Annotated in this window: 22 protein-coding genes and 2 pseudogenes; 16 read left to right on the forward strand and 8 right to left on the reverse strand. The window is 70.2% G+C overall.

Annotated elements, in window-relative coordinates; all coding sequences use genetic code 11:
- Positions 1 to 412 precede the first annotated feature (412 nt).
- Positions 413 to 1123 (forward strand): DNA-3-methyladenine glycosylase, encoded by a 711-nt coding sequence (locus AAFF41_RS48065; protein WP_343326468.1) that lies wholly within the window; start codon positions 413 to 415, stop codon positions 1121 to 1123.
- Positions 1124 to 1424: 301 nt separating this feature from the next.
- The gene (locus AAFF41_RS48070) at positions 1425 to 2885 is read left to right on the forward strand and encodes an MFS transporter (protein ID WP_319752714.1); all 1461 of its coding nucleotides are present in this window, start codon (positions 1425 to 1427) and stop codon (positions 2883 to 2885) included.
- 99 nt (positions 2886 to 2984) lie between these two features.
- Here AAFF41_RS48070 and AAFF41_RS48075 read toward each other — a convergent pair whose 3' ends face one another.
- Both AAFF41_RS48075 and AAFF41_RS48080 read right to left on the reverse strand, forming a co-directional pair.
- Entirely contained in the window at positions 2985 to 3224 is a 240-nt protein-coding gene (locus AAFF41_RS48075) for an integrase core domain-containing protein (protein WP_343326065.1), read from the reverse strand.
- Between the two features lie 76 nt (positions 3225 to 3300).
- Positions 3301 to 3795: pseudogene (locus AAFF41_RS48080) on the reverse strand (DDE-type integrase/transposase/recombinase); the annotation flags it as partial.
- Between the two features lie 134 nt (positions 3796 to 3929).
- On the opposite strand from AAFF41_RS48080, the pseudogene AAFF41_RS48085 reads away from it, so the two are divergent.
- Positions 3930 to 4367, forward strand: a pseudogene (locus AAFF41_RS48085) (transposase); the annotation flags it as partial.
- Here AAFF41_RS48085 and AAFF41_RS48090 read toward each other — a convergent pair.
- From AAFF41_RS48090 to AAFF41_RS48100, 3 genes are read right to left on the reverse strand one after another with little or no spacing between them, the layout of a single operon-like run.
- Complete coding sequence (locus AAFF41_RS48090) at positions 4357 to 4674, reverse strand: transposase (protein ID WP_319752713.1); 318 nt, start codon at positions 4672 to 4674, stop codon at positions 4357 to 4359. The pseudogene AAFF41_RS48085 and the gene AAFF41_RS48090 overlap by 11 nt on opposite strands.
- A gap of 51 nt (positions 4675 to 4725) precedes the next feature.
- Positions 4726 to 5028 carry a muconolactone Delta-isomerase family protein gene (locus AAFF41_RS48095; RefSeq protein ID WP_095856953.1) on the reverse strand — a complete coding sequence of 101 codons (303 nt, stop codon included), beginning with the start codon at positions 5026 to 5028 and terminating at the stop codon, positions 4726 to 4728.
- A gap of 40 nt (positions 5029 to 5068) precedes the next feature.
- On the reverse strand, positions 5069 to 5947 hold the full coding sequence (locus AAFF41_RS48100; RefSeq protein WP_343326066.1) for an ABC transporter substrate-binding protein: 879 nt from the start codon (positions 5945 to 5947) through the stop codon (positions 5069 to 5071).
- A gap of 684 nt (positions 5948 to 6631) precedes the next feature.
- Between AAFF41_RS48100 and AAFF41_RS48105 the strand changes: the two genes are divergently transcribed.
- The 13 genes from AAFF41_RS48105 to cofC all read left to right on the forward strand — a co-directional run bounded on the left by AAFF41_RS48105 (position 6632) and on the right by cofC (position 20875).
- Positions 6632 to 7828 (forward strand): CaiB/BaiF CoA transferase family protein, encoded by a 1197-nt coding sequence (locus tag AAFF41_RS48105; RefSeq protein WP_343326067.1) that lies wholly within the window; start codon positions 6632 to 6634, stop codon positions 7826 to 7828.
- Between the two features lie 28 nt (positions 7829 to 7856).
- A complete protein-coding gene (locus tag AAFF41_RS48110) occupies positions 7857 to 8744 on the forward strand; it encodes a TIGR03619 family F420-dependent LLM class oxidoreductase (protein ID WP_319752710.1) in 888 nt (295 codons plus the stop codon).
- A gap of 24 nt (positions 8745 to 8768) precedes the next feature.
- Positions 8769 to 10217 (forward strand): aldehyde dehydrogenase family protein, encoded by a 1449-nt coding sequence (locus AAFF41_RS48115; RefSeq protein WP_319752709.1) that lies wholly within the window; start codon positions 8769 to 8771, stop codon positions 10215 to 10217.
- Entirely contained in the window at positions 10199 to 11821 is a 1623-nt protein-coding gene (locus AAFF41_RS48120; protein ID WP_319752708.1) for an AMP-binding protein, read from the forward strand. Before AAFF41_RS48115 ends, AAFF41_RS48120 begins: the two co-directional genes overlap by 19 nt.
- Before the next feature lie 114 nt (positions 11822 to 11935).
- Positions 11936 to 12406 carry a VOC family protein gene (locus tag AAFF41_RS48125; protein WP_319752707.1) on the forward strand — a complete coding sequence of 157 codons (471 nt, stop codon included), beginning with the start codon at positions 11936 to 11938 and terminating at the stop codon, positions 12404 to 12406.
- A 27-nt stretch (positions 12407 to 12433) separates the two neighbouring features.
- Entirely contained in the window at positions 12434 to 13240 is an 807-nt protein-coding gene (locus AAFF41_RS48130) for an IclR family transcriptional regulator (protein ID WP_319752706.1), read from the forward strand.
- Between the two features lie 90 nt (positions 13241 to 13330).
- Positions 13331 to 13999 (forward strand): NADPH-dependent F420 reductase, encoded by a 669-nt coding sequence (gene npdG, locus AAFF41_RS48135; protein ID WP_319752705.1) that lies wholly within the window; start codon positions 13331 to 13333, stop codon positions 13997 to 13999.
- Positions 13996 to 14319: an NIPSNAP family protein gene (locus tag AAFF41_RS48140; RefSeq protein ID WP_319752704.1), complete on the forward strand. Its 324-nt coding sequence runs from the start codon at positions 13996 to 13998 to the stop codon at positions 14317 to 14319. The genes npdG and AAFF41_RS48140 overlap by 4 nt, the downstream gene beginning before the upstream one ends.
- Before the next feature lie 143 nt (positions 14320 to 14462).
- Positions 14463 to 15512, forward strand: a complete 1050-nt coding sequence (locus AAFF41_RS48145; protein WP_319752703.1) for an LLM class flavin-dependent oxidoreductase — start codon at positions 14463 to 14465, stop codon at positions 15510 to 15512.
- Complete coding sequence (locus AAFF41_RS48150; RefSeq protein ID WP_319752702.1) at positions 15509 to 16162, forward strand: enoyl-CoA hydratase/isomerase family protein; 654 nt, start codon at positions 15509 to 15511, stop codon at positions 16160 to 16162. The genes AAFF41_RS48145 and AAFF41_RS48150 overlap by 4 nt, the downstream gene beginning before the upstream one ends.
- A 77-nt stretch (positions 16163 to 16239) precedes the next feature.
- Positions 16240 to 17394 (forward strand): acyl-CoA dehydrogenase family protein, encoded by a 1155-nt coding sequence (locus AAFF41_RS48155; protein ID WP_319752701.1) that lies wholly within the window; start codon positions 16240 to 16242, stop codon positions 17392 to 17394.
- Between the two features lie 2 nt (positions 17395 to 17396).
- Positions 17397 to 19997, forward strand: coding sequence for a bifunctional FO biosynthesis protein CofGH (locus AAFF41_RS48160; protein WP_343326068.1), 2601 nt, complete (start codon positions 17397 to 17399; stop codon positions 19995 to 19997).
- Positions 19994 to 20875 (forward strand): 2-phospho-L-lactate guanylyltransferase, encoded by an 882-nt coding sequence (cofC, locus tag AAFF41_RS48165; RefSeq protein WP_319752699.1) that lies wholly within the window; start codon positions 19994 to 19996, stop codon positions 20873 to 20875. The genes AAFF41_RS48160 and cofC overlap by 4 nt, the downstream gene beginning before the upstream one ends.
- 73 nt (positions 20876 to 20948) lie before the next feature.
- On the opposite strand, the gene AAFF41_RS48170 is transcribed toward cofC, so the two are convergent.
- The 3 genes from AAFF41_RS48170 to AAFF41_RS48180 form a co-directional block, all read right to left on the reverse strand.
- Entirely contained in the window at positions 20949 to 21407 is a 459-nt protein-coding gene (locus AAFF41_RS48170; RefSeq protein WP_319752698.1) for a MaoC family dehydratase, read from the reverse strand.
- An 84-nt stretch (positions 21408 to 21491) separates the two neighbouring features.
- Positions 21492 to 22715: an acetyl-CoA C-acetyltransferase gene (locus AAFF41_RS48175; RefSeq protein ID WP_343326069.1), complete on the reverse strand. Its 1224-nt coding sequence runs from the start codon at positions 22713 to 22715 to the stop codon at positions 21492 to 21494.
- Between the two features lie 116 nt (positions 22716 to 22831).
- Positions 22832 to 23734, reverse strand: a complete 903-nt coding sequence (locus tag AAFF41_RS48180; RefSeq protein WP_319752742.1) for a LysR family transcriptional regulator — start codon at positions 23732 to 23734, stop codon at positions 22832 to 22834.
- Between the last annotated feature and the right edge of the window lie 233 nt (positions 23735 to 23967).

Consider the following 23967-nt stretch of genomic DNA (forward strand, 5'->3'; position numbering starts at 1 on the left):
ACGAGTCCCATGACAGTCACCGCGTACGAAGGCGCACCGTCGTAGATGGTGACGCATTCGCTCACCCATACATGCGCGTGGCCGGTGATGCGCAGGGGGAAGTGCCGGTCGGCCGGGTGCCCGCCGCGTTGCGCCGCGATCGTCTCGCGGCCCCGGAAACGGTCACCCGACCGCGGATGGTCCAGCATCGCGTCCACAGCGTAGATCGCATGCTCCGCCTCGAAGTCACCTCGCTCCGAAGCCTGTTCCCTCTTCCAACGGCATGGCGGGCATCTGGCTCGAAAGTCCGTATCCGAGCGCTCCACGGCAGCTTCTACGGCCATGGAGTGACGCAAGGAGTGCGCTGGGACTGTGAGGTCGCGGGATCCGGCGACCCGGAATCTCGACAGGAGGCAGCGGCTTGACAGAGAACATGACGGTCCCGGGCGGGACCGGTCACGAGCAGTTGCGAGCGTTCGATGGGCCAGGGGCGGCGTCGGCAGGGCGGCCCGCCTTGCGCGAGCACTTCTTCGACCGGCCCGCCCTTGAAGTGGCTCCCGAACTCCTCGGGGCTCTCGTGGTCTCGCGCTCGCAGCGCGGCGTGACGGCGGTGCGTATCACCGAGGTCGAGGCGTACGAGGGGCCGGACGATCCGGCCTCGCACGCGTTCCGGGGCCCGAACCGGACCAATCGAGCGGAGTTCGGTGCCCCGGGGACGTTCTATGTGTACCGGACGCACGCAGTGCATCGGTGCCTGAACGCCGTCTGCGGACCGGGGCGGCGTCCCGCTTCGGTGCTGCTCCGGGCCGGCACCGTCGTGGAGGGAGCAGACGTGGCGCAAGAACGCCGGGGGCCTGGGGTGCGGGCGCGCGACCTGGCGCGTGGCCCGGCCAACCTCGCCCGGGCGTTGGGCATCGGCGATCTGCGCCATGACGGGCAGTCAGCATGCGATGCAGGGGCCGAGTTGTTTCTCGCGGAGCCCGCCGGGGGCGTCGCGTCCGCGCGAGTTGGCCAAGGGCCGCGGACGGGGGTGGGCGGTCCTGCTGCTTCGTTCCCCTGGCGCTTCTGGATGCTGGGCGAGTCGAGTGTCAGTCCCTATCGGGCGCACCCGGGGTACCGCCGGGGGATGAGGGCGCGGGGCTGACCCCTGCATCCCTGCTGGGACACCGCAGGTGCCGACGCCGTTTCTCGGAGGCGGCGGCACCCGAAGGTGTTTCGGGTCCGCTCCGGTGTCGATCCCGGTACCGGCACCGGGATCGGCGACGAGCCCGCAGCGAAGACCACATGTGCACCCTCCCTGTCCTGGTCCGCGGCCACGCACACCCGGCGCCTGCGAGTTGAACACCTCAGGAAATGTCCGTGCGCCGGGTCGGCTCGCGCCCTCGCCTCCTGAGACGGCGTCCGGGGGCACGGCGGCGGCCCGGCCGAACAGAAGGGAATCAGTGATGACTCCGATCAGTCCCACTCCCGAACCGGATCCGCGCAGATGGCGCGCGCTCGGGATCATCTGCCTGGTGCAGGTGATGCTGCTCCTCGACGTGACCGTGGTCAATGTCGCGCTGCCTCCCATCCAGCACGATCTCGGCTTCACGACCACGGGCCTGGCATGGGTCGTCAACGGCTACACCGTCACCTACGGTGGGCTGCTGATGCTCGGCGGGCGCCTGGGCGATCTGCTCGGCCGCAGACGCCTCTTCCTGACCGGCTTGGCGATCTTCGCGCTGTCGTCGGCGAGCGCCGGAGCGGCCCAGCAGGCCGGTGTACTGATCGCCGGCCGCTTCGTACAGGGCGTCGGTGCGGCACTCGTCAGCCCGGCGGCCCTGTCCCTGGTGACGCTGCTGTTCACACAGCGGCAGGAAAGGGCACGGGCCATGGCCATCTGGAGCGGCCTGGCCGGAGTCGGTGTGGCGCTGGGCGTCGTGCTCTCGGGCGTCCTGACCACCATCGCCTCCTGGCGCTGGATATTCTTCATCAATCTGCCCATCGCCGCGGTCGCTTTTTTCGCCACCTTCAAGCTCGTCTCCGAAAGCCGGGCCACCAAGCGGGGTCGGCCTGACGTCCTCGGCGCCGTGACCGTCACTCTCGGTCTGCTCCTGGTCGTGTTCGGCCTCCTGGAGAAGGACGGCCACACATGGTTCTCGTTCCCCGTCCTGGGCTGCCTCGGGATCGGTGTGCTCTGCTTGATCGCTTTCGTGCTGGTGGAGGCTCACGTGGCCCAGCCCCTGGTGCCTCTCGCATTCCTGCGCTCACGTAACCGGAGCATCGCCAACGTCGTTCGCATCTGCTACTACGTCGGCTTCGCCACCCTCTTCTTCTCGCTGAGCCTGTATGTCCAGCACATACTGCACTTCTCCGCGCTGGCGACCGGATTCGCCTTCGTACCGTTCGGGTTGGTCATTCTCTTCAGCGCCACCGTGATGGCCCCCCGCCTCCTTCCCCGGTTCGGCCTGCGGGCCCTGAACGGAGGAGGGCTTGCGGTCACCACGGTCGGCTACCTCCTCCTTGCCGGGCTGAGCAGCCACGGAACCTATGCGGCCGACGTACTGCCCGGACTGATCCTCGTGCCGCTGGGCGGTGGCCTCGTCCTCGTCGGATCCACTGTCGCCGGAGTGGACGGCGCCACCGGTGAGGACGCGGGCATCGCCACCAGCATGAACAATGCGTCTATGCAGATCGGCAGCGCCATCGGCCTGGCCGCCCTGGTCTCACTGGGCACCGGCCACGCCGCCGTGCTGAAACGTGCCGGCACCGACCCGGTGACCGCCGTCGCACACGGTTACGCCTTCAGCTTCACCATCGCCGCCGGCCTGACGGCCTTCGGTGCGTTCCTCGGTTTCGCCGGAATCCACCCGACACCGGCCGAGACTCCGACGGCGAGGACCAACGCCAAGGAGCGCGTGGTCTGATGTGCCGCCGACGGCGAAAGCGAGCGTCTGCGGCCCCGGCGGGCCTGGCGCCAATGGTGCTGCCGCTGCGTGTCAATCCCCTCGCAGCGTGGAGACGGTCTATGCGGCCAGTCCCTCGGCGAGGGTGGCTCGGTAGTCACGTTCGTAGTCGATCGGGCTCTTGAACCCGCACACGCTGTGTAGCCTTCTGGCGTTGCAGAAGTCGGTGATCCAGGTGGCGATCTTGATGCGGGCCTCGGTGCGGGTCCGGAAGGCATGCCGGTGGACGTACTCGACCTTTAGCACGCTGTTGAACGCCTCGCTCACGGCGTTGTCGAAACAAGATCCGACTCTGCCCATGGACTGGACGATGCCGAGCTTTCGGCAAGCCCGCTTGAACCGTCGTGAGCAGTACTCGCTGCCCCGTGTGCATGATCACGCCGCGCACGTCGCCGCCGCGGGTGGCCGCGGCCATGTTCAGGGACGCGACGACCAGGTCGGCGTCATGACGGGCGGCCATCGCGTAGCCGAGAAGGCGACGGGAGAACAGGTCGATGACCGTCGCCAAGTACAGCTTGCCCTCGCCGGTTTCGATCTCGGTGAGATCGCCCGCCCAGACGAGATCGGGTTCCTCGGCGGTGAAGTCCCGGCGTACGAAGTCCGCGGCGGCCGGCCGCTTGCCCGGTCTCGTCAGCGACCGGCGGCGACGCACCTTCCGGCCGGCCAGCCCGAGTTCGGCCATGACCTTCGCGACCGTGTTCACCGACACTCGCCAGCCTCTGCGCACCAGCTCGATGAACACCTTCGGCGAGCCGTAGGTGCCACCCGAGCCGTGGAAGACCTCTTCGATCTCCTCGGCCAGCTGCCGCCGGCGCACCTCACGCGCTGTCGGCGGACGATCCCGCCACTTGTAGAACCACGACTCGGACACCCCAGCGCCCGGCAGGCGGTGCGGTAGGGAATCTTCTGCTCGGGCTTGCAGCTGCTGATCACCCGGACCGCGACAGCCGGGTCTGCCTCAGCTACTTCACCCACAACGCCACGAATCGCTTGCACACATCACGCGACGCTCTGATCGAGGCCCGGTTTCTCGAGCATCCGAATGCCGAGGTGATCCGCAGCCTGCCCGGGATGGGCCCCGGACTCGGCGCCGAGTTCATCGCCGCGACCGGCGGCGACATGGACGCCTTCGGCAGCGCAGACCGGCTGGCCGGCTTCGCTGGCCTGGCGCCCCGACCCCGTGACTCCGGCCGCGTCAGCGGCAACCTCTACCGGCCCAGGCGCTACCACCGCGGACTGCTGCGAGCCATGTACCTCTCGGCCATGGTCAGCCTGCGAGGCTGCCCGGCATCCAAGGCGTACCACGACCGGAAGCGCAGCGAGGGGAAAGGGCACCAACAAGCCCTGCTTGCCCTTGCCCGCCGCCGCGTCAACGTCCTGTGGGCGATGATCCGTGACGGACAGCGCTACCCATCAACACCGTCTGTTACGCCTACCGATTGACAACGAGATTGGGAAGCTCCATCTCCAACTCGCGGATGCGCTTGTCCTTCTCCCGGGCCTCGGCCCGCAGCCGCTCCAGCTCAGACCGCTCGCTCTCCCGAAGACGGCCGCCGGGCGATGGCTCGGCCACCGGCCGATCCGACGACGGCGAACCGTTGCGCCTCGCCCGCGACACCCAGCTGCGCAACGTCCCCGGGTGGATGCCCAGATCCCCAGCCACTTCCGGAATCGGCTTCCCGGTCTCGCGACCGCGGCAGGCGGCACCGGGAACCCCGGTCTCCCTCCGTGGGCACGCACTGCCCCGCACACCCGCCGACCGCTCCGACCGCAGCCGGGCAGGTGCACGGAGGAAGAAAAGTCAGACGGTGGTGTCCGCCTTGCCAGGGTCGCTCGGGTGCGACTCAAGAGGGGTGACGACGGACGTCATCCAGGACCACAGCGGCAAGGTGCTCAGGATCCTGTCACGCAACTCGGCCTCGTCGTTGGCCCGCCACAGGGCGATGCTGCGCATCTCACCCACCGGACGCCAGATCCGGACCAGGTGGCCGGAGGCGATCAACTCGACGGCCCGGGCGGCCTCCGCGGCGCGACGGCGGTCGACCTCGGCCGCCTCGGTTCCGTCGGGAATGTTGGTGGTGACCTCGATCAGGAACTCTTTCACAAGCCAGCCTTTCTCTGATGCTGCGAAAAGACACCGCGGCCTAAGCCGTGGTGGGTCGGGTGCGATAGAAATCCGCCGCGGTGAACGTGGCGGGCACGCCCAGTTCGGCGGCGACCGCTTTGACGGCCGTCTCGGCGGTGGCGAGGTCCGCCTGACCGTCGATGCCGAACGACGGGGCGATGAACCTCTCGTAGTGCGCCCGGACTTCCTCTTCCGTGTGTCCGTTGAGGAAGGCCTGGAGATACCTGACCGTGGTGTCGGGCTCGTCCCGGATCACCCGTAGCGCGCGCCGGTGGGCCAGCACGACGGCCTGGACCGCGGGGTCCTCCGGATCGGTGTAGGTCGGGTCGACGGACACACCGACGGTCGGGATCTGGAAGAGGTCACCGGCGAAGGCCAGCACCCGCCAGCCGTTCTCGGCGGCCACGGCTTCGGGCACCAGGGTGTCGCCCACCACCGCGGCGTCGATCGTGCCCGCGCGCAGCCTGCGCAGGTCCATGCCGTAGTCGCCGGGTGCACGGACGATGGTCTCGACATCGCGGTCCGGGTCCAGTCCGGCCTGGCGCAGCATGATGCGGGTGAAGCAGCCGGGCCCGGTGTGGTGCGGATGCACGGCCAGACGCTTCCCGGCCAGGTCGGCCAGCGAGTCCAGGCCGGGCCGGGCGAGGAACCAGAACTGGGGCTGCTGGGTGTTCACATTGAGCGCGACCCATGGGATGCCGCCGACCAGCCGGGACAGCAGCGTCCGGCCCAGGCCGATGACGGCCCCGCGGCGCAGCCGCTCCGGGTCCCAGATCGAGCCGTCCCGCAGGGCGACGTGGACACCGGCGTCGGCGTAGAAGTCCTGCTGGTCCGCGATGTAGGTGACTAGCTCCTCGTGGGGACCGCGCCCCACGTAGGCGAGATCGATCGTGTGCATGAACGCCTTCCTCAGAGGTGGCTGTGTCCTGTAGGCGGTCCGCTCGCCGGTCGCATCCGGGCGGGCCCGGCGGAGGTGTGTCCGGGACGGGGGTGTCGCTGCAAGGACGTCCTGTCGCGACCCGGCCGGAATGATGCTGCTGGTGTGGAATGCGCCACATGTCCGCTGTGTGGATGTGGGTGGCCCGGCGGGCCGGCCGCCGACCGTGCGGGGCGCTGGAAGCCCGGGAGCTTCGGGGTACCGAAGGATCTCCCGCACGGCAGGGCAAAGGCGGCAGAACGGGCCAATTCCCGGGGGGTGTGGGTGATCGGCAGCACTGTACACGCCGTCGCCGGTGCGGCTGGACGTGCGAGCGAAACTCCCGGCGAGCGGCGGATTCCTTGATCGACTCCCGTTGGCCGAGGTCTCTTCGCGGCTCCTCCGGGCTCGGCCGGGGTCCTCGCCACTCTCCGGTGATGCGCCATCAGTTCGACTCCAAGTTGCCGTCAGGTGTAGCGATCTGGCGATGTGTCAGGCCTGCGCGCCGGCCCTTCGGTCCGGTCGTCGGCGCCCCGGCGTCAGGGCCCCGGGGCCAGAGGGCCTTCTCAGGAAGTCCCCAGGCGAGTCTTGACGCCGATGAACACCCTACCTATCGTCGTTCCAAATGCTGGCGCGAGTTCGAGATAATGAACACGGTGGTCAAGGGTGACTCAGCAGGTTCGGGCTTTGGCAGGAACGCGGGTGATCGACGCCGCGACGATGGTCGCGGGCCCGCTGGGCGCGTCGATCCTGGCTGACTTCGGTGCCGACGTGGTCAAGGTGGAGCCCATCGCAGGGGACGAGTCCCGTACGTTCGGCCCCGGCCGAAACGGCATGAGCGGTGTCTACGCCGGGGTCAACCGGAACAAGCGGGCGATCGCACTCGATCTGCGCACGGAGGAGGGCCGGGAGCTCTTCCACGAGCTGTGCGCCAGCGCCGACGTGCTGATCGAGAACATGCTCCCCGCTGCCCACGCCAAGTTCGGCCTGACCGCCGAGGAGCTCCGGGAGCGCCACCCCCACCTGATCTGCCTGAACGTGAGCGGTTACGGCGACAGCGGCCCGTCGGCCGGCCGGCCCGCGCTGGATCCTGTCGCCCAGGCCCTCACCGGCATGATCCAGGCCACCGGGGACTCCGACGGCCGCGGCATCAAGGCCGGCCCGCCGGTGGCCGACAGCTCGGCCGGATACCTGGTCGCCATCGCGGCCCTGGTCTCGCTCTTCGCGAAGCAGAAGACCGGAGCCGGCCAGAACGGCTCGGTGTCACTGGTGGCCTCGCTGTTCCACCTTCAGTCGCCGTGGCTGGGCCAGTACATGCTGGCCGACTACGTGGCACCGCGCGTCGGCAACGCGAGCAACTTCTACGCGCCGTACAACGCGTACGCGACGCGCGACGGCGGGGCCGTCCACGTCGTCGCCTTCAACGACCGGCACTTCGAGCGGTTCGTGAAGGCGGCCGGCGCCGAGCACCTGCTCGACGACGAGCGGTTCACGAACGCGGCGAGCCGGCTGGCCCACCGCGAGGAACTCGACGTGGTGCTCGCACCCTGGTTCGCCGAGCGCGACCGGGACGACATCGTCACCCTGCTCACCGACCAGAACATCATCTGCGCCCCGGTCCTCGCGTACGACGAGGCCGTGGAGCACCCCCAGATCCGCGCGCTCGAACTGGTCGTCGACCTGGAGAGCAAGGCCCTCGGCGAGGTCCGGGTGCCGGGCCTGCCGATCAAGCTGTCGGACACTCCCGGCCGTGTGGAGCGTCCGCCGACCGCCCTGGGCGAGCACACCGCCGAGCTTCTCAAGGAGCTCGGCCACAACGACCAAGACATCGCACGGCTGCTGGCCGCGCGCGTCGTCCGCTGAACTCACAACGTCCTGACAGGAGCATCACATGAAGGTTGGTATCAGGATCCCCGGCGCCGGTCCCTGGGCCGGACCGGACGCGATCAGCGAGGTCTCCCGCTACGCGGAGAAGATCGGCTTCGACTCGCTGTGGATGACTGACCACGTGGCCCTGCCCACGAAGGTGGAGACGGCCTACCCGTACACCGCCGACGGCAAGTTCCTCTGGGCGCCCGAAACCCCCTACCTGGACTGCCTCACCGCGCTGACCTGGGCCGCGGCCGCGACGGAGACCGTCGAGCTGGGCACGTCCTGCCTGATCCTGCCGTGGCGCCCGCTGGTACAGACGTCGAAGACGCTGGTGAGCATCGACGTCCTGTCCAAGGGCCGCCTGTCCGTCGCCATCGGCGTCGGCTGGATGAAGGAGCAGTTCGAGGCGCTGGGCGCGCCGTTCAAGGACCGCGGCCGCCGGGTGACCGAGATGGTCAAGGCCATGCGTCAGATGTGGACCGAGGACGAGGTCTCCTGGGACGGCGACTTCTACAACCTGCACGACTTCATGATGTTCCCCAAACCCGTGCGCGGCACGATACCGGTCTGGTTCGCCGGCTACAGCGAGGCGTCGCTGCGCCGTATCGCCGCCATCGGTGACGGCTGGCACCCGCTGGCCGTGGGCCCGGAGGACTACGCGGGCTACCTCGCCACGCTGAAGTCGTACGTGGAGCAGGCCGGCCGCGACATGAGCGAGATCACGCTCACCGCGCGCCCGCTGCGCAAGGCGCCCTACAACGCCGAGACGATCGAGGCGTACGGCGACCTCGGTGTCACCCATTTCATCTGCGACACCTCGTTCGAGCACGCCACGCTCGAGTCCGCGATGGAGGAACTGCAGGCCCTCGCCGAGGCGGTCCTGCCGACCGCGCACCGTCTCCCCTGAGGCCCGAACGAAGGAGACCCGATCATGCGTGCACTCACCTCCAGTGTTCCGCTGGTCCTCGGTGACCAGCTCACAGACGCCTCGAACGGAGCCACGTTCGAGACCGTCAACCCCGCCGACGGCAGCGTCATCGCGAAGGTCGCCGAGGCGACCGTGGAAGACGTCGCCCGCGCCGTCGAGGCCGCGCGAGCCGGCGCCAAGGCGTGGCAGCGGATGCGGCCCTCGCAGCGCACCCGTCTGATGCTGCGCTACGCGGCGCTCATCGAAGCGAACAAGGAGCGGCTCGCCGAGCTGCAGACCCGCGACATGGGCAAGCCGATCCGCGAGTCCGCGACGATCGACCTGCCGGTCATGGTTGAGACCGTGGAGTACTTCGCCGGCCTCGTGACCAAGATCGAGGGGCGGACGACCCCGGCCCCCGGCCGCTTCCTGAACTACACGGTGCGCGAGCCGATCGGTGTGGTCGGTGCGATCACCCCGTGGAACTTCCCCGCCGTGCAGTCGATCTGGAAGATCGCGCCGGCCCTGGCGATGGGCAACTCCATTGTCCTGAAGCCGGCGCAGCTGGCACCCCTCGTGCCGGTGGCGCTGGGTGAGCTGGCCCTGGAGGCCGGCATCCCCGCCGGCGTCGTGAACGTCCTGCCGGGCCGCGGCTCGGTGGCGGGAAACGCGCTGGTCCAGCACCCGGGCGTCGGCAAGGTCACCTTCACCGGTTCGACCGAGATCGGCCAGGAGATCGGCCGGATGGCGGCGGACCGGCTGATCACCACCTCCCTGGAGCTGGGCGGCAAGTCGGCGCTGGTCGCCTTCGCGGACGCCTCCCCGAAGGCGGTCGCCGACGTGGTCTTCACGGCCATGTACGGCAACCAGGGCGAGACCTGCACCGCGCCCAGCCGGCTCCTGGTCGAGCGCCCGATCTACGACGAGGTCGTGGAGCTGGTCAAGGCACGGGTCGACGCGGCCCGGGTCGGCGACCCGCTCGACCCCGAGACGGAGATCGGCCCGCTGGTCAACGCGGCGCAGCGCGACTCGGTTCACTCCTATGTGGTGTCGGGCGCCGAGGAGGGTGCCCGTCTGCTGGCGGGCAGCACCGAGGCTCCGGCAGAGGGTCCGGGCTTCTTCTACCGGCCGGCGCTGTTCGCGGACGTGGCCCCGGACATGCGGATCGCTCGCGAGGAGATCTTCGGCCCCGTCCTCGGTGTGCTGCCGTTCGAGGGCGAGGAGCAGGCGATCGAGCTGGCGAACGACACGATCTACGGCCTCGCGGCCGGTGTGTTCACCCGCGATGTCGGCCGGGCCCTGCGCTTCGCGGGGACGCTGGACGCGGGGAACGTGTGGATCAACAGCTGGGGCGTGCTCAACCCGGCCTCGCCGTACCGCGGGTTCCGCCACAGCGGCTACGGCAGTGACCTCGGTCGCAGCGCGATCGAGAGCTTCACGAAGGAGAAGAGCGTATGGGCACGTCTGGACTAGCGCCGCAGGGCGCCGACGTCCCGGTCGTCGCCCGCCTGCGGGACCTTCGGGGTGTCTCCCGGTGGTCGCCGGCCGCGGACTACTCGATCGCGCAGGACGCGCTCTTCGCGCAGGATCCGGACGCGGTGGCCGTGCTCACGGCCGGACCGCAGGAAGTCGGCGAGATCACGTTCGGCGAGGTCCAGGAGGCCGCGCTGCGGATCGGCGACGTACTGCGGGCGCAGGGCGTCGCCCCGGGCGACCGGATCGCGCTCTACCTCGACCCCTCGCCGGCCGCGGCGGAGGCCGTCTTCGGAGTGCTGGCCGCCGGGGCGGTGCTCCTTCCGATCCCGCGTCTCATGGCCGGCGGCTCGGTCGCTCACCGCCTGAGCGACTCGGGGGCGAAGGTGCTCGTCACCGACGGGCTGGGTCTTGACCGGCTGCGGTCGACGGGCTGCGACGTCGAGGGCCTCGCCGTGCTGACGGTCGACGGGACCGAGGGGAAGGGGATTGCCGGCCGTAAGGTCGACGACCACTCCGCCGCACCCTGGCCGGCCGGTCCGACGACCCCCGCGCTGCTGATGTACACCTCGGGCACCAGCGGTCCGCCCAAGGGCATCCTGCACGGCCACCAGGTGCTGCTCGGCCACGCCGGAGTGGACTACGCCTTCGAGTTGTTCCAGCCCGGGGACGTCTACTACGGGACGGCCGACTGGGGGTGGATCGGTGGCCTCATGCTGGGGCTCCTCGTCCCGTGGTCGTTCGGCGTCCCGGTCGTCGCGCAGCGGCAGACGCGTTTCGATGCGAACGCCACGCTGGACCTGTTCGCGCGGTGCGGTGTCACGACCGCCTTCCTGCCGCCTTCCGTCCTGCGCCTGTTGCAGGCGAACGGCCGGGCGCCCGAGCGCAGGCTGCGTGCCGTCGTCACCGGCGGCGAGCCGGCGGGGCGCTCGGAGATGGCGTGGTCCCGGCTGCACCTGTCGCAGGCCGTGAACAAGGCGTACGGCCAGACCGAGGCGAACGGTCTCATCGGTGACTCGGCGGCGCTGGGCTCCGTCGACGACGACACGATGGGTGCCCCGTATCCGGGTCACACCATCGCGCTGCTCGGCGAGGACGGCCGGGAGGTCGCTCACGGTGAGGTCGGCGAGATCGCCCTGCGGCTTCCCGACCCGGTCGCGCTCCTGGGGATCTGGGATGCGAGGACCGAGGGCCCGGTGCCCCCGGCCGGCGACTGGCACCGGACGAACGACCTGGCCAGGCGTGCTCATGGACAGCGCCTGGAGTACCTGGGCCGCGCGGACGACGTCATCAAGAGCCGCGGCTACCGGATCGGCCCCTCGGAGATCGAGGACGCCCTGGTGAACCACCCGCTGGTGGCCGAGGCCGCCGCGGTCGGCATCCCGGACGACAGGATCGGTCAGCGGGTGAAGGTCTTCCTGCGGTTCACCGACGGTGAGGCCGGCGGTGAGGTCGGTGAGGCGCTCCGCTCGGAGCTGTGCGACCTGGTGGCCGCCACGGTCGGGCCGCACGCCAAACCCCGTGAGTTCGAAGTGGTCTCGTCCCTGCCGAGGACGGAGACCGGGAAGCTCCTGCGGCGCGAACTCGCACCGGCCCGGCACTGACCGGCTCCCTTCCGCGGCGCTGCCGCCCGAGACGGCGGCCCGGCGGCGCGCGTGCCCGGATGGCACCTGCAGACACACATCACGTACAGACACACATCACGAGAGGGACCACCTATGCGTAGATTCTGGCATGTCGGTCTCAACGTCACCGACATGGACCGCACCATCGAGTTCTACCGACTCGTGGGCTTCGAGGTCGTGCAGGACAAGGAGGTCGACGACGCCAACCTCGCGCGGGCGTTCATGATCGACCAGGGCAGCAAGCTGCGCTTCGCGCACATGCGCCTGAACAACGCGCCCGATGAAGCGATGCTCGACATCATCGAGTGGCGCGACGTGCCGGCGACCCGCGAGCGGTCCGTCGCCGACACCGTCAACCCCGGCCTGTGCCGCTTCTCGATCCTCACGGACGACATCCAGGGCGAGTACGACCGCCTGAGCGTCGCGGGCGTCAAGTTCCTGCACACCCCTCAGACCGTCATGGCTCCCGACGGGGTGAACGGGTGGAAGATCCTCTTCGCGGCGGACCCCGACGGTACGCTGTTCCACTTTGTCGAGTTGGTAGGGAACTCAGCCAAGCACTGAGACTTCCCTGACCGGAAAGTAGGAGTCGTGGCGAAGGGGCCTTCCGAATCCAGCGACGTGGTCGTCGACGACGATGCCGACCAGGGAGCCGGGGTTCTCGTGCCGGCGGTGTCGCGCACGGTACGGGTACTCGACCACCTGGTCCGGCACGCCGACGGGGCGACGGTCACCGAGCTCGCCAAATCGTGTGGGCTGGCCAAGAGCACGGCGTCGAACCTGATCCGGACGATGGTCAGTGAAGGTCTCATCGAGTACAGCTCCGACACCCGGCGCTACAACCTGGGACCGCTGCTCGTGGAGTACGGCGTGGCGGCGGTCACCAGGACCACCCCGGTCGCCGAGGCACGGCCGTTCATGGAGCGGCTGGCCGAGCGGACCGAGCTGGCGTGTCTCGCGATCTCGCCGATGCCCGACGGGCACTTCACCGCGATCGCGAAGATCGAGAGCCGCAAGGACATCAAGATCACCATCGAGATCGGCTCCCGGTTCGACCGGGACGCGCCACTGCTCAGCCGGCTGACGGACGCGTGGCGTGACGGCGTGCCGGCCGCGGACGACGATTCGCGCCGCGAGGAAGTGCGCTCCCGCGGTTTCGGAGTCGTCTTCGGGGAGTACGCCCCCGAGCTGAACGTCATGGGTTTCCCCGTCTTCGACCGTGACGGGCAGCCCTGCCTCGTGATCAGCCTGCTCGGCGTGGGAACGGATCTCACGCCGCAGGACATCGACGAGTTGGCCCCGTACCTGGTCACCGCCGCGCGTGCCATCACGGTGCGCAGTGGCGGCCGGGTACCGGCCGACTACCCGGAGGCGGGCCCGGAGCGATCCGCCGGCTGATCCCACCAGACCCACAGGCCTGGCGCCCGCACCGCCGGCCCTGTGAACCCGCACCGCCGGTCGCGGACACCTTCTTGAGGAGCACGAACCATGGACAGCCACACTATCGCCGTTGTGGGAGGTACCGGTCCACAGGGCAAGGGCCTGGCCCTGCACTTCGCCCGCGCCGGCCACAAGGTCGTCATCGGATCCCGCTCAGCCGGGCGCGCCGAGGAGGCCGCGGCCGAGATCCGCGCGCGGGTCGGCTCGGCCGTCGACGTCCTCGGCCTGGACAACAGGGGTGCCGTCGAGGCGGCCGAGGCCGTCCTGATCGTCGTGCCGTGGGACGGCCACGAGGAACTGATCGGGGCTCTCGCGCCGGTGCTGGCGGGGAAGCTGGTCATCAGCTGCGTCAACCCGCTCGGCTTCGACAAGCGCGGCGCGTACGGCCTGGACGTCGAGGACGGCAGCGCCGCCGAGCAGACGCAGAGGCTCGTGCCCGACGCCGTGGTCGTCGGCGCGTTCCACCACCTGTCCGCCGTCTCCCTGTGGGAGGCCGAGGGCCCCCTCGGTCACGAGGACGTCCTGGTGGTCGGCGACGACAAGGACGCCAAGGAGAAGGTCGCCGCCCTCGCCGCGACGATCACCGGCCGCCCCGGCATCGACGGCGGTGTCCTGCGCCTGGCCCGTCAGCTGGAGCCGCTCACCGCCGTTCTCATCAACATCAACCGGCGCTACAAGACCCGTTCGGGCGTCTCGGTCTCCGGGATCCCGGCATGATCCTCGAACTGCGCGAGTACATCGCGCTGCCGGACCGGACTGAGGACCTGCACCGGCGCTTCGCCGACGAGACCCTGGACCTCTTCAGGGAATTCGGTCTGGACCTCAGGGGTTTCTGGCACGTCGTCGACGACCGGCGGCGGATCTACTACCTGTGCGCGTTCGATGACGTGAACGCAGCAGTCGTGTTCTGGGATGCCTTCAGGGCGGATCCGCGGTGGATCGAGCTGAAGGAACGCAGTGAGGCCGATGGCCCGTTGATCGAGGAAATCGTGAGCACGTACCTCACTGAGCCCGACTACGTGGCAGCTCGTCGCTGATTCTCCGGCGAGGCCGGATGCGGTCGTGCATTCGGCCTCGCCATGACCGGCCGACAGATGTTCGAAATCTCGGCCGGAATGGATTCGCGCATCCCTTTTATTCAGCATCGTGGACAAAGTTCACCGTCGTGAATCGAGAGTCGATGATCAAGGGTATTCAGCTACACGCCTGGGCAGGTGGACCGAGCCTGGTCGAGGTCGCCGAGGTCGCCGCTCGGACCTTCGAGACGATCTGGGTCACCGACCAGATGCAGTCGCGAGGAGTGGGCGCCGTCCTGGGGGCGATCGCGGCCAGGACCGGTGCCGGTGTCGGCACTGCGGTGACGTTCCCGTTCGGGCGCAACCCCCTGGAACAGGCGTCCACGATGGCCACGTTGGCCGAGTTCATGCCGGCGGGCCGCCAGGTGAGCATGGGGATCGGCACCGGCGGTGGCCTGGTGCGCGCCCTGATGGAGCGGGGGCAGCCCGTCGGCCGCGTCGCCGAACTCATCCGGTTCTGCCGCGCGCTCTGGCGGGGTGAGAGCGTCCGCATGGGCGACTACCCCCTCACCTGCGCGGACCTGGGCCTGCGTGCGGACGGTCGCGCGTCCCTCGACTGGGTCGACGACCCCGCGGTCCGGGTGATCGTGGCCGGCACGGGTCCCAAGGTCCTTGAGATGACGGGCGAGTTGGCCGACGGCGTGATCTGCGCGAGCAACTTCCCGGCGCACAGCCTCGCGGCCTTCCGCAGCGGCCAGTTCGACGCGGTCAGCAACCTGGACCGCCTCGACGCCGGGCGGGAGCGCAGCGACCGCCCGGAGTTCACCCGCATATACGGAGTGAACGTGTCCGTCTCGGCGGACCGTGACCGCGCCAACGCCGCCGCCCGCCGGCAGGCCGCCCTGATCGTCTCCCAGCAGCCGCACGAGAGCCTGCAGCAGGTCGGCTTCGAACAGCCCGACTACGCGGCGACCCGCGAGGCCGTCCACGCGGGCAAGGGGATCGCCGCAGCGGCCGAACTCCTGCCCCAGTACGTGGCCGACCAGCTCGTCATCTCGGGAACGCCCGGCGACTGCATCGCGTTGCTCGCCGAACTCCTCGACTACGCCCGCGGGGCCGGCTTCACCGAGGCATACGTCGGAGCCCCCGTCGGCCCGGACCCGGCGGAAGCCGTGGACCTGCTCACCACCGAAGTCCTTCCGGAGCTCATATGAACGCCGTTGCGGACCAGACACCGCTGTGCCTGTCGGAGATCGTGAGCGGCGTCGCGACGGTGACGCTGAACCGCCCCGACGCGCGCAACGCCATGAACATCCCGTTGCTCCAGCAGCTGGTCGCGGCGCTCAAGGACGCCCGCGGACAGGGCGTCGACGTCCTGTTGCTGAAGGCGGAGGGCCCGGCCTTCTGCGCGGGTGCCGACGTGCGGTCGGACGACGGCACCGCGGGGGGCCGGCCCGGCCTGCGCCGGCAACTGATCGAGGAGGCGTGCGACCTCGTCGAAGCGTTCCCCGCCTCGGTCGCCGCCGTGCAGGGCCCGGCCGTCGGCGGCGGATGGGCCCTGGCCGTCGCTGCCGTGGCCACGCTGGCGACTCCGGGCGCGATGTTCCGCTTCCCGGAGCTCCGGCTGGGCTTCCTGCCCCCGGACCAGACGGTCCGCCGCCTGCGGGCCGCCGTCGGTCCCGCGGCGGCGTTCCGGCTGCTGGTGGCGGATGAACGTTTCACCGGAGACGACCTGGCCCGGCTCGGCCTGGTCGACGTAGTCGAGGCCGCGGACCTCGGCCACCGGGCCCGGCACCTCGCCGAGCAGTTCGCGGCCGCACCGTCCGATCTTGTCCGGACCCTTCGGACGGCTCTCACCACCTGACTTCCCCCGCGGCGACCGCACCGTTCGGACCACCCGATCCACCCGGCCGCCCGATCCCCTTCGGAAAGGCGACAACCATGAGCGCGAACCCCTTCATCGAATCCGAGGACCAGGAGCAGTTGCGGGCCACGGCCCGTGCGGTGATCGCACGTCACGCTCCCCAGCGTGACGTGCGGATCTGGGACGAGGAGGGCTCCTACCCCGAGCACCTCTACCGCGAGATCGCCCAGCTGGGCTGGTACGACATCGTCGCGGACGACGAACCCCTCGAGGGCATGGCCGGCCTGCTGATCGCGCTGTGCGAGGAGGTCGGGCGGGCGAGTTCGGACCTGGTCGCGCTGCTGAACTTGAACATCAGCGGGATCCGCGACCTGATCCGCTGGGGCACCCTCGAACAGCGGGAGAAGTACGCCGAGCCCGTGCTGCGCGGCGACGGCAGGTTCTCCATCGCGGTCTCGGAACCGGACGTCGGCTCGGACGCGGCGAGCGTGTCGACGACGGCGGAACGCGTCGAGGGCGGCTGGCTGCTGAACGGGCAGAAGACCTACTGCGAGGGTGCGGGGATCCCGGGCACGGTGATGGAGCTGTTCGCGAAGACCGGCGACAGCGGCCGCAAGCGCGACGACCTCGCCGTCTTCCTGGTCCCCTCAGACCACCCGGGTGTGGAGATCCGCCGGATGCCGGCCCTGGGCCGCAACATCAGCGGGATCTACGAGGTGTTCCTCCACGACGTGCTGGTCCCCGACGAGGCCCTGCTGGGCGAGCCGGGCCAGGGCTGGCAGATCCTGAAGGAGCGGCTGGTCCTGGAGCGGATCATGATCAGCTCGGGGTTCCTGGGCAGTGTCGGACAGGTCCTGGACATGACGGTCGAGTACGCCAACGAGCGCGAGCAGTTCGGGAAGACGATCTCGTCGTACCAGGGTGTGACGCTGCCGCTCGCGGAGATGTTCGTTCGCAAGGACGCGGCCCGCTGCGCGGTGCAGCGGTCGGCGGCGTTCTTCGACGCGGGCCTGCCGTGCGAGACGGAAAGCACGATGGCCAAGTTCCTGTGCGGCCAGATCTACGCCGAGGCGTCGGCGCTGGCGGTGCAGCTGCAGGGCGCGTACGGCTACGTCCGCGACCACACGCTGCCGATGCACCACTCGGACGGGATCATCGCCCGGGTGGTGGCCGGACCGCCGTCGGTGCAGCTGAACTTCATCGCGCGGTCCATGGGCCTGCGCGCCCACTGACCATGCACGAGCGTCCACGTGAGGAGACCGCGGTGACTTCCACACCCGTACGCCGTGCCCTGGCCAGGGCCAGGGCGGGCAAGAACATCGACCGCCGGGAGGCGGCGGCCCTGCTCGGGGCGCGCGGCGACGACCTGGCCTCGCTGTGCGAGGTCGCCGGGTCCGTGCGCTCGGCGGGTCTCCTCGACGCGGGGCGGCCCGGCATCGTCACCTACAGCAGGAAGGTGTTCGTACCGCTGACCCGGCTGTGCCGGGACCGGTGCCACTACTGCACGTTCGCGACCACCCCGGGCCGGGTCGAGGAGGCCTATCTCACACCCGGGCAGGTCCTCGACATCGCCCGGGAGGGAGCCCGACTGGGCTGCAAGGAGGCCCTGTTCACGCTCGGGGACCGTCCGGAGGCCCGGTGGAAGGCCGCCCGGGAGTGGCTGGACGTACACGGCTACGAGGACACCCTGGCGTATGTGCGGGCGATGGCGATCCTGGTGCTGGAGGAGACCGGCCTGATCCCGCATCTGAACCCCGGGGTGATGAGCTGGACGGAACTGCAGCGCCTGAAGCCCGTCGCAGGGTCGATGGGCCTGATGCTGGAGTCGACGGCACGGTCGCTGTGGGCGGAGCCGGGGGGCTGCCACTACGGGTCCCCGGACAAGGACCCCGCGGTGCGGCTGCGGACGATCGAGGACGCCTCCCGTAGCAGTATCCCCTTCACGACGGGGATCCTGATCGGTATCGGCGAGAGCGCCGAGGACCGGGTCGAGTCGATCCTGGAGATCCGCCGCATCGCCCGGCAGTACGGGGCGGTCCAGGAAGTGATCGTGCAGAACTTCCGGGCCAAGCCGGACACGGCCATGAAGTCGGTGCCGGACGCGGACCTGGAGGAGTACCTCGCGGCGATCGCGGTCGCGAGGATCCTGCTGGGGCCGAAGATGCGGATCCAGGCCCCGCCGAACCTGTCCGACCCGAACGAGCTGCGGCTCCTGCTCGCGGCCGGCGTCGACGACTGGGGCGGCGTGTCACCCCTGACACCCGACCACGTCAACCCGGAACGGCCCTGGCCGCAGCTGGAGCGCCTCGCGGAACTCACCGCCGGAGCCGGACTCGAACTGCGCGAACGCCTCGCGGCGCAGCCGGAGTACATCCGTGCGGGCAGCCCGTGGGCGGACGCCCGCGTCCAGCCGCACCTGCGGGCACTCGCCGACCCGGACACCGGCCTCGCCGCCGACGTGCTGCCGGTGGGCAGGCCGTGGCAGGAAGCCGCCGAGGCCGTCTCGTCCGGGCGTACCGACCTGCACACCGCGATCGACCGGGAAGGCCGCCTCACCACCGCGCGCGGTGACTTCGACAACGCGTTCGGCGACTGGCAGGTCCTTGCCGACCAGGTCAGCAGCCTCCCCGCCGGGGCCGGCACGAGTGGGCCGGAGCGCCTCGACCGCGACGTCGCCGACGCCCTGCGGGCGGCCGAGCGAGACCCTGCGGGCATCACGGACGCGCAGGCGTTGGCGCTGGCCCATGCGGACGGTCCGGAGCTCGACGCGATGTGCCGGCTCGCGGACCAGGTCCGCCGGTCCGCAGTCGGTGACACCGTCACCTACGTGGTCAACCGGAACGTCAACTTCAGTAACGTCTGCTACGTCGGCTGCCGGTTCTGCGCGTTCGCGCAGCGGGAGACCGACGCGGACGCCTACCGGCTGTCGCTGGGCGAGGTCGGCGACCGGGTCGAACAGGCCTGGGCCGTGGGCGCGACGGAGGTGTGCATGCAGGGCGGTATCGACCCGGCCCTGCCCAGCAGCGTCCACCACGACCTCGCCCGCGCGGTCAAGGAACGCTGCCCCGACATGCACCTGCACGCGTTCTCCCCGATGGAGATCATCAGCGGCGCGTCCCGGATGGGGATCTCCGTGTCCGAGTGGCTGGCCGGGGCGCGCGAGGCGGGGCTGGACTCCGTGCCGGGCACCGCGGCGGAGATCCTCGACGACGAGATCCGCTGGATCCTGACCAAGGGCAAGCTCCCCGCCGCGGAGTGGATCCGGGTGGTGAAGACCGCGCACGGACTGGGGATCCCCACGACCGCGACCATGATGTACGGACACGTCGACGAGCCTCGGCACTGGGTCGGGCACCTGCGGACCCTGGTCGACATCCAGCGGGAGACGGGCGGGTTCACCGAGTTCGTACCGCTGCCCTTCGTGCACCACTCCTCCCCGATCTACCTCGCCGGGATCGCCCGGCCGGGCCCGACCCACCGGGACAACCGGGCCGTCCACGCCCTCGCGCGCCTGCTGATGCACGGGTACATCGACAACATCGAGTGCTCGTGGGTCAAGCTGTCGCCCGAGCAGTGCGAACAGATGCTGCGCGGGGGTGCCAACGACCTGGGCGGGACGCTGATGGAGGAGACCATCAGCCGGATGGCGGGCTCGACGAACGGGTCGATGAAGACCATCGCGGACATCGAGGCCCTCGCCGCAGCGGCCGGCCGGCCGGCCCGGCAGCGCTCGACGACCTACGGCCAGGTCAGCGCGGAACGCGCGGAAGCGGCCCGCCGGTTCGACACGGAAGTCCACCGGGTCGTACCCCTGAGTGTCGGATTCGTACGATGACCACCGGCCGGCACGACCACGGCCACGCGGACGGGGGTGCGGACGGCCGGGCCCACCACCCGGCCGGCATGGGCGGACACCGCGACAACCGTGCGCGCTCCGAAGTGCGTTGGGCCGTTGTCATCCCGCAGAAGGACCTCCGCCTGGCGAAGAGCCGCCTCGCACTCGACTCCCGTGACCGGCAGCGGGTCGCGAGTGCCCTGTTCCGCGACACCGTGGCCGCCGCGCGGCACACGCCCGGCGTGTCCACGGTGATCGTCGTGGTCGACCGGATCCAGGACCTCGAACCCGTCGCCGGCCTCGGTGTCGGACACGTCCTCGGGACCGGCCCGGGTCTCAACGGGGCCCTGCGCCAAGGCGAACTGACCGCCCGCGCCGGCCATCCCGGGTGCGGTGTCGCCGCGCTCCCCGCCGACCTGCCGCTGATCGAACCCGCGGTCCTCGCCCGGGCCCTGGCCGAGGCCGGGGCCCATGACCGGGCGTTCCTCCCCGACGCGGACGACGAGGGCACCACGCTCCTCACCGCGCGTCCCGGACACGCGCTCGGTCCGGTCTACGGAAACGGCTCCCGCCGGGCCCACCGCCGCTCCGGCGCCGTCGAACTGACCGAACCCGGCCTCGCCGCGCTGCGCTACGACCTCGACTGCCTCGCCCACCTCGCCCTCGTGCCACCCCTGGCACGACACACCCACCTCTCGGACGTACTCGCCCATCTGAGGCCCGTGTCGTCGCTCGTGGATGCTTCGTACCTCCCCGACGTCTTCGGCCGTCCCGCGCCGCCGCGGGACCGTGACGGCGCGGGTGACGGACAGGTGGCCGGGTTCGCGGCCGGGGGCGCGGTTCTGCCGGGCGTCGCACGTCACCCGCCGGAGGCATAGGAACGACCTTGGCGGCCAGAGGAATCGAGGGTGCCTGGCCGCCAAGGTCGTTGTTTTCCGGGGACGGCTCACTTTACGGGTAGTAGTGCGTGAGGGACTCCGCGACGCAGGCGGGCTTGTCGGATCCTTCGAGTTCGAAGGTGAAGGCGCGGTGCACCTGGATCCCGCCCCGGCTCACCTCGCGTACTTCGGTGATCTCCGCGTGCAGGCGGATCCTGCTGCCGACCGGCACGGGCGTGGGGAAACGCACCTTGTTCACACCGTAGTTGAGGGCCATGCCCACGCCGGTGACCTGGAGGAGCTCCGCCACCATGGGGATGCCCCAGCTGAGCACCATGTAGCCGTGCGCGATCGTGCGCCCGAACGGGCCTTCGGCCGCGCGCTCGACGTCGGTGTGGATCCACTGGCCGTCGCCGGAGACCGCCGCGAAGGTGTCGATGAGCGCCTGGGTGACTTCCCTCCACTCGGAGTGTCCGAGGTCGCGGCCGGCCAGCTTCGCGATCTCCGGTATGCCGTTGACGGTCAGTGTCACGATGGACTCCGGTTTCCTTGGCTCAGTGCCTCGTTGGATGACGGCCGGCCATCGGCCGACCGGTGCCTACGGTCCGGTGGGGCGTCAGCCCGTGATGTGTTCGAACACCGCGGCCAGGCCCTGGCCTCCGCCGATGCACATCGTCTCCAGGCCGTAGCGGGTCCCCCTGCGGTGCATCTCGCGCACCAGGGTGGCCAGGATCCGGGCGCCGGTCGCCCCGACGGGGTGGCCGAGCGAGATGCCGGAGCCGTTGACGTTGATCCGCTCGTGGTCGGCGTCGGTCAGACCCAGCACCCGTGTGCAGGCCAGTACCTGGGCGGCGAAGGCCTCGTTGAGCTCGATCAGGCCCATGTCGGTGAGCGAGAGCCCGGCCCTCTCCAGGGCCTTGCGGGTGGCCGGCACCGGGCCTAGCCCCATGGTCTCGGCAGGCACCCCGGCGCGGGCGAAGGACAACAGTCGCACCAGCGGGGTCAGGCCCAGCCGCTGGGCCGTGGCGCGGGTGGTCACCAGGCACGCGGCCGCCGCGTCGTTCTGACCGCTGGCGTTGCCCGCGGTGACGGTCGCCTCCGGGTCGGACCTGCCCATGATCGGCCGGAGCGCGGCCAGTTGCTCCGCCGTCGTGCCGGGGCGGGGATGCTCGTCCTCGGTCACGGTGACCTCGCCCTTGCGGGTGCGCACCGCGACGGGGACGATCTCGTCCTTGAACAGCCCGGCCGCCATGGCGGCCGCGGTGCGCTGCTGCGAGCGCACCGCGAGGGCGTCCTGGTCCTCGCGGGAGATGGAGTACGCGCGGCGGAGGTTCTCCGCGGTCTCGATCATGCCGCCGGGGACGGGGTGGTTGACACCGCCGGCGGTGGCCCGGCCGCGCGCCAGCGAGTCGTGGAGTTCGAGGCTCGGCGTCTTGATGCCCCACCGGCCGTCGTGGGTGTAGAAGGGGGCCGCGCTCATGACGTCCACCCCGCCCGCGACGACGACATCGCTGAAGCCGCTGCGGATCTGCATGGCGGCGTCGAGGACGGCCTGGAGGCCCGATCCGCAACGGCGGTCGACCTGGATGCCGGTGACCGAGTCGGGCAGCCCCGCGTCGAGGGCGGCGACCCGCCCGATCGCGGGGGCGTCGGAGGTCGGGTAGGCGTGTCCGAGGATCACCTCGTCGATCCGCTGGGGGTCGATCCCGGTGCGGCCGACGATCTCGGCGATGACGAGCGCCGCGAGACCGGCCGCCCGCTGGCCCGCGAGCGCGCCGCCGAAGCGGCCGATCGGCGTTCGCAGCGGCTCGCAGATGACGACATCGGCTTGTTCGGACATGCGACTGCCTTTCCCTGGTGGGGAAGTTCTACGGCGGAACCGTTCCTGCCGAGCCTCGCACTCCGACACCAAGAAGATCCAATACCTGATTCACGTCAGACTCGGACGGAAATCGTCTAGGTGCTCAGGGTGGGGGTCGGCAGGGCGTCCTCGGCCACGGCGAGGACCGAGTGCAGCGCGGCCGACGGATTGTCCGTACGCCAGGCCAGCGCCGCCTGGAGCCGGATGGGAGGCCCGGCCAGCGGGCGGTACACCAGGCCGGTCTGCTGGACGTGCAGGCAGGACGTCAGGGTCAGCGTCACCCCGACCCCGGCGGCCACCAGCGCCAGGATGGTGTGGGAGTCCGGAGCCTCCTGGACCACCCGCGGCGTGAACCCGGCCGTGTCGCAGACCTGGAACGTCGCGTCGCGCAGGCTGGACCCGGCGTTGGCGGGGAAACTCACGAAGGGCTCCTCGCCCAGGGCGGCGATCGGGATGCGATCGCGCTGGGCCAGGGGATGGTAGGAGGGCAGCGCGCAGATCATCTCCTCCTCTCCGATGACCCGCAGTGTCACGCCCGGGGGAGTGGCCGAAAGCCGTACGAAACCGAGGTCCAGCGAGCCCTCCGCGACGCCCGCAAGGGCCGCGTTGGCGTAGGTCTGCCCCTTCAGGACCAGCTCGATGCCGGGGTGGACGGCCCTGACGGCCCGGGTCAGCCGGGGCAGGCTCTCATGGCTGGAGGCGCCGGCGAAGCCCACGGTCACCTGCCCGTACTGGCCCAGCCCGGCGGCCCTGGCGGCCCGTGTGGCCAGGTCGAGGTCCTTGAGCACGGTACGCACCGGCTCCAGGTAGGACTGGCCGGCGCTGGTGAGCTTGACCGAGCGGGTGTTGCGCTCGAAGAGCTGGACCCCCAGCTCCTTCTCCAACTGCCGGATCTGCTGGCTCAGCGGTGGCTGGGCCATCTGGAGCCGCTTGGCGGCACGGCCGAAGTGCAGCTCTTCGGCGACGGCTACGAAGGCGACCAGGCGGCGCAGTTCCATGGTGGTTCCCACTGTTCCGACTCCGGGACGCATCCCGGTCATTCATCGAATGAACGTCTCAAAGCGTGTGCCATTTAGTATTGGACATTAATGGATTACGGCTGGCACCGTAAGACCGTCCGCCCAACCGCTCCGCGCAGGCCCGGCCTGGCGACATGTGACGGGCGTTCTGGCGTGGCACACCGGCGGACACGTCCGTCCGCCTCGGACGGCGGCCGTTCGCGCGGACTTGC

Origin of the sequence: Streptomyces mirabilis, from assembly GCF_039503195.1 — a bacterium.
GTDB classification, from domain to species: domain Bacteria; phylum Actinomycetota; class Actinomycetes; order Streptomycetales; family Streptomycetaceae; genus Streptomyces; species Streptomyces mirabilis_D.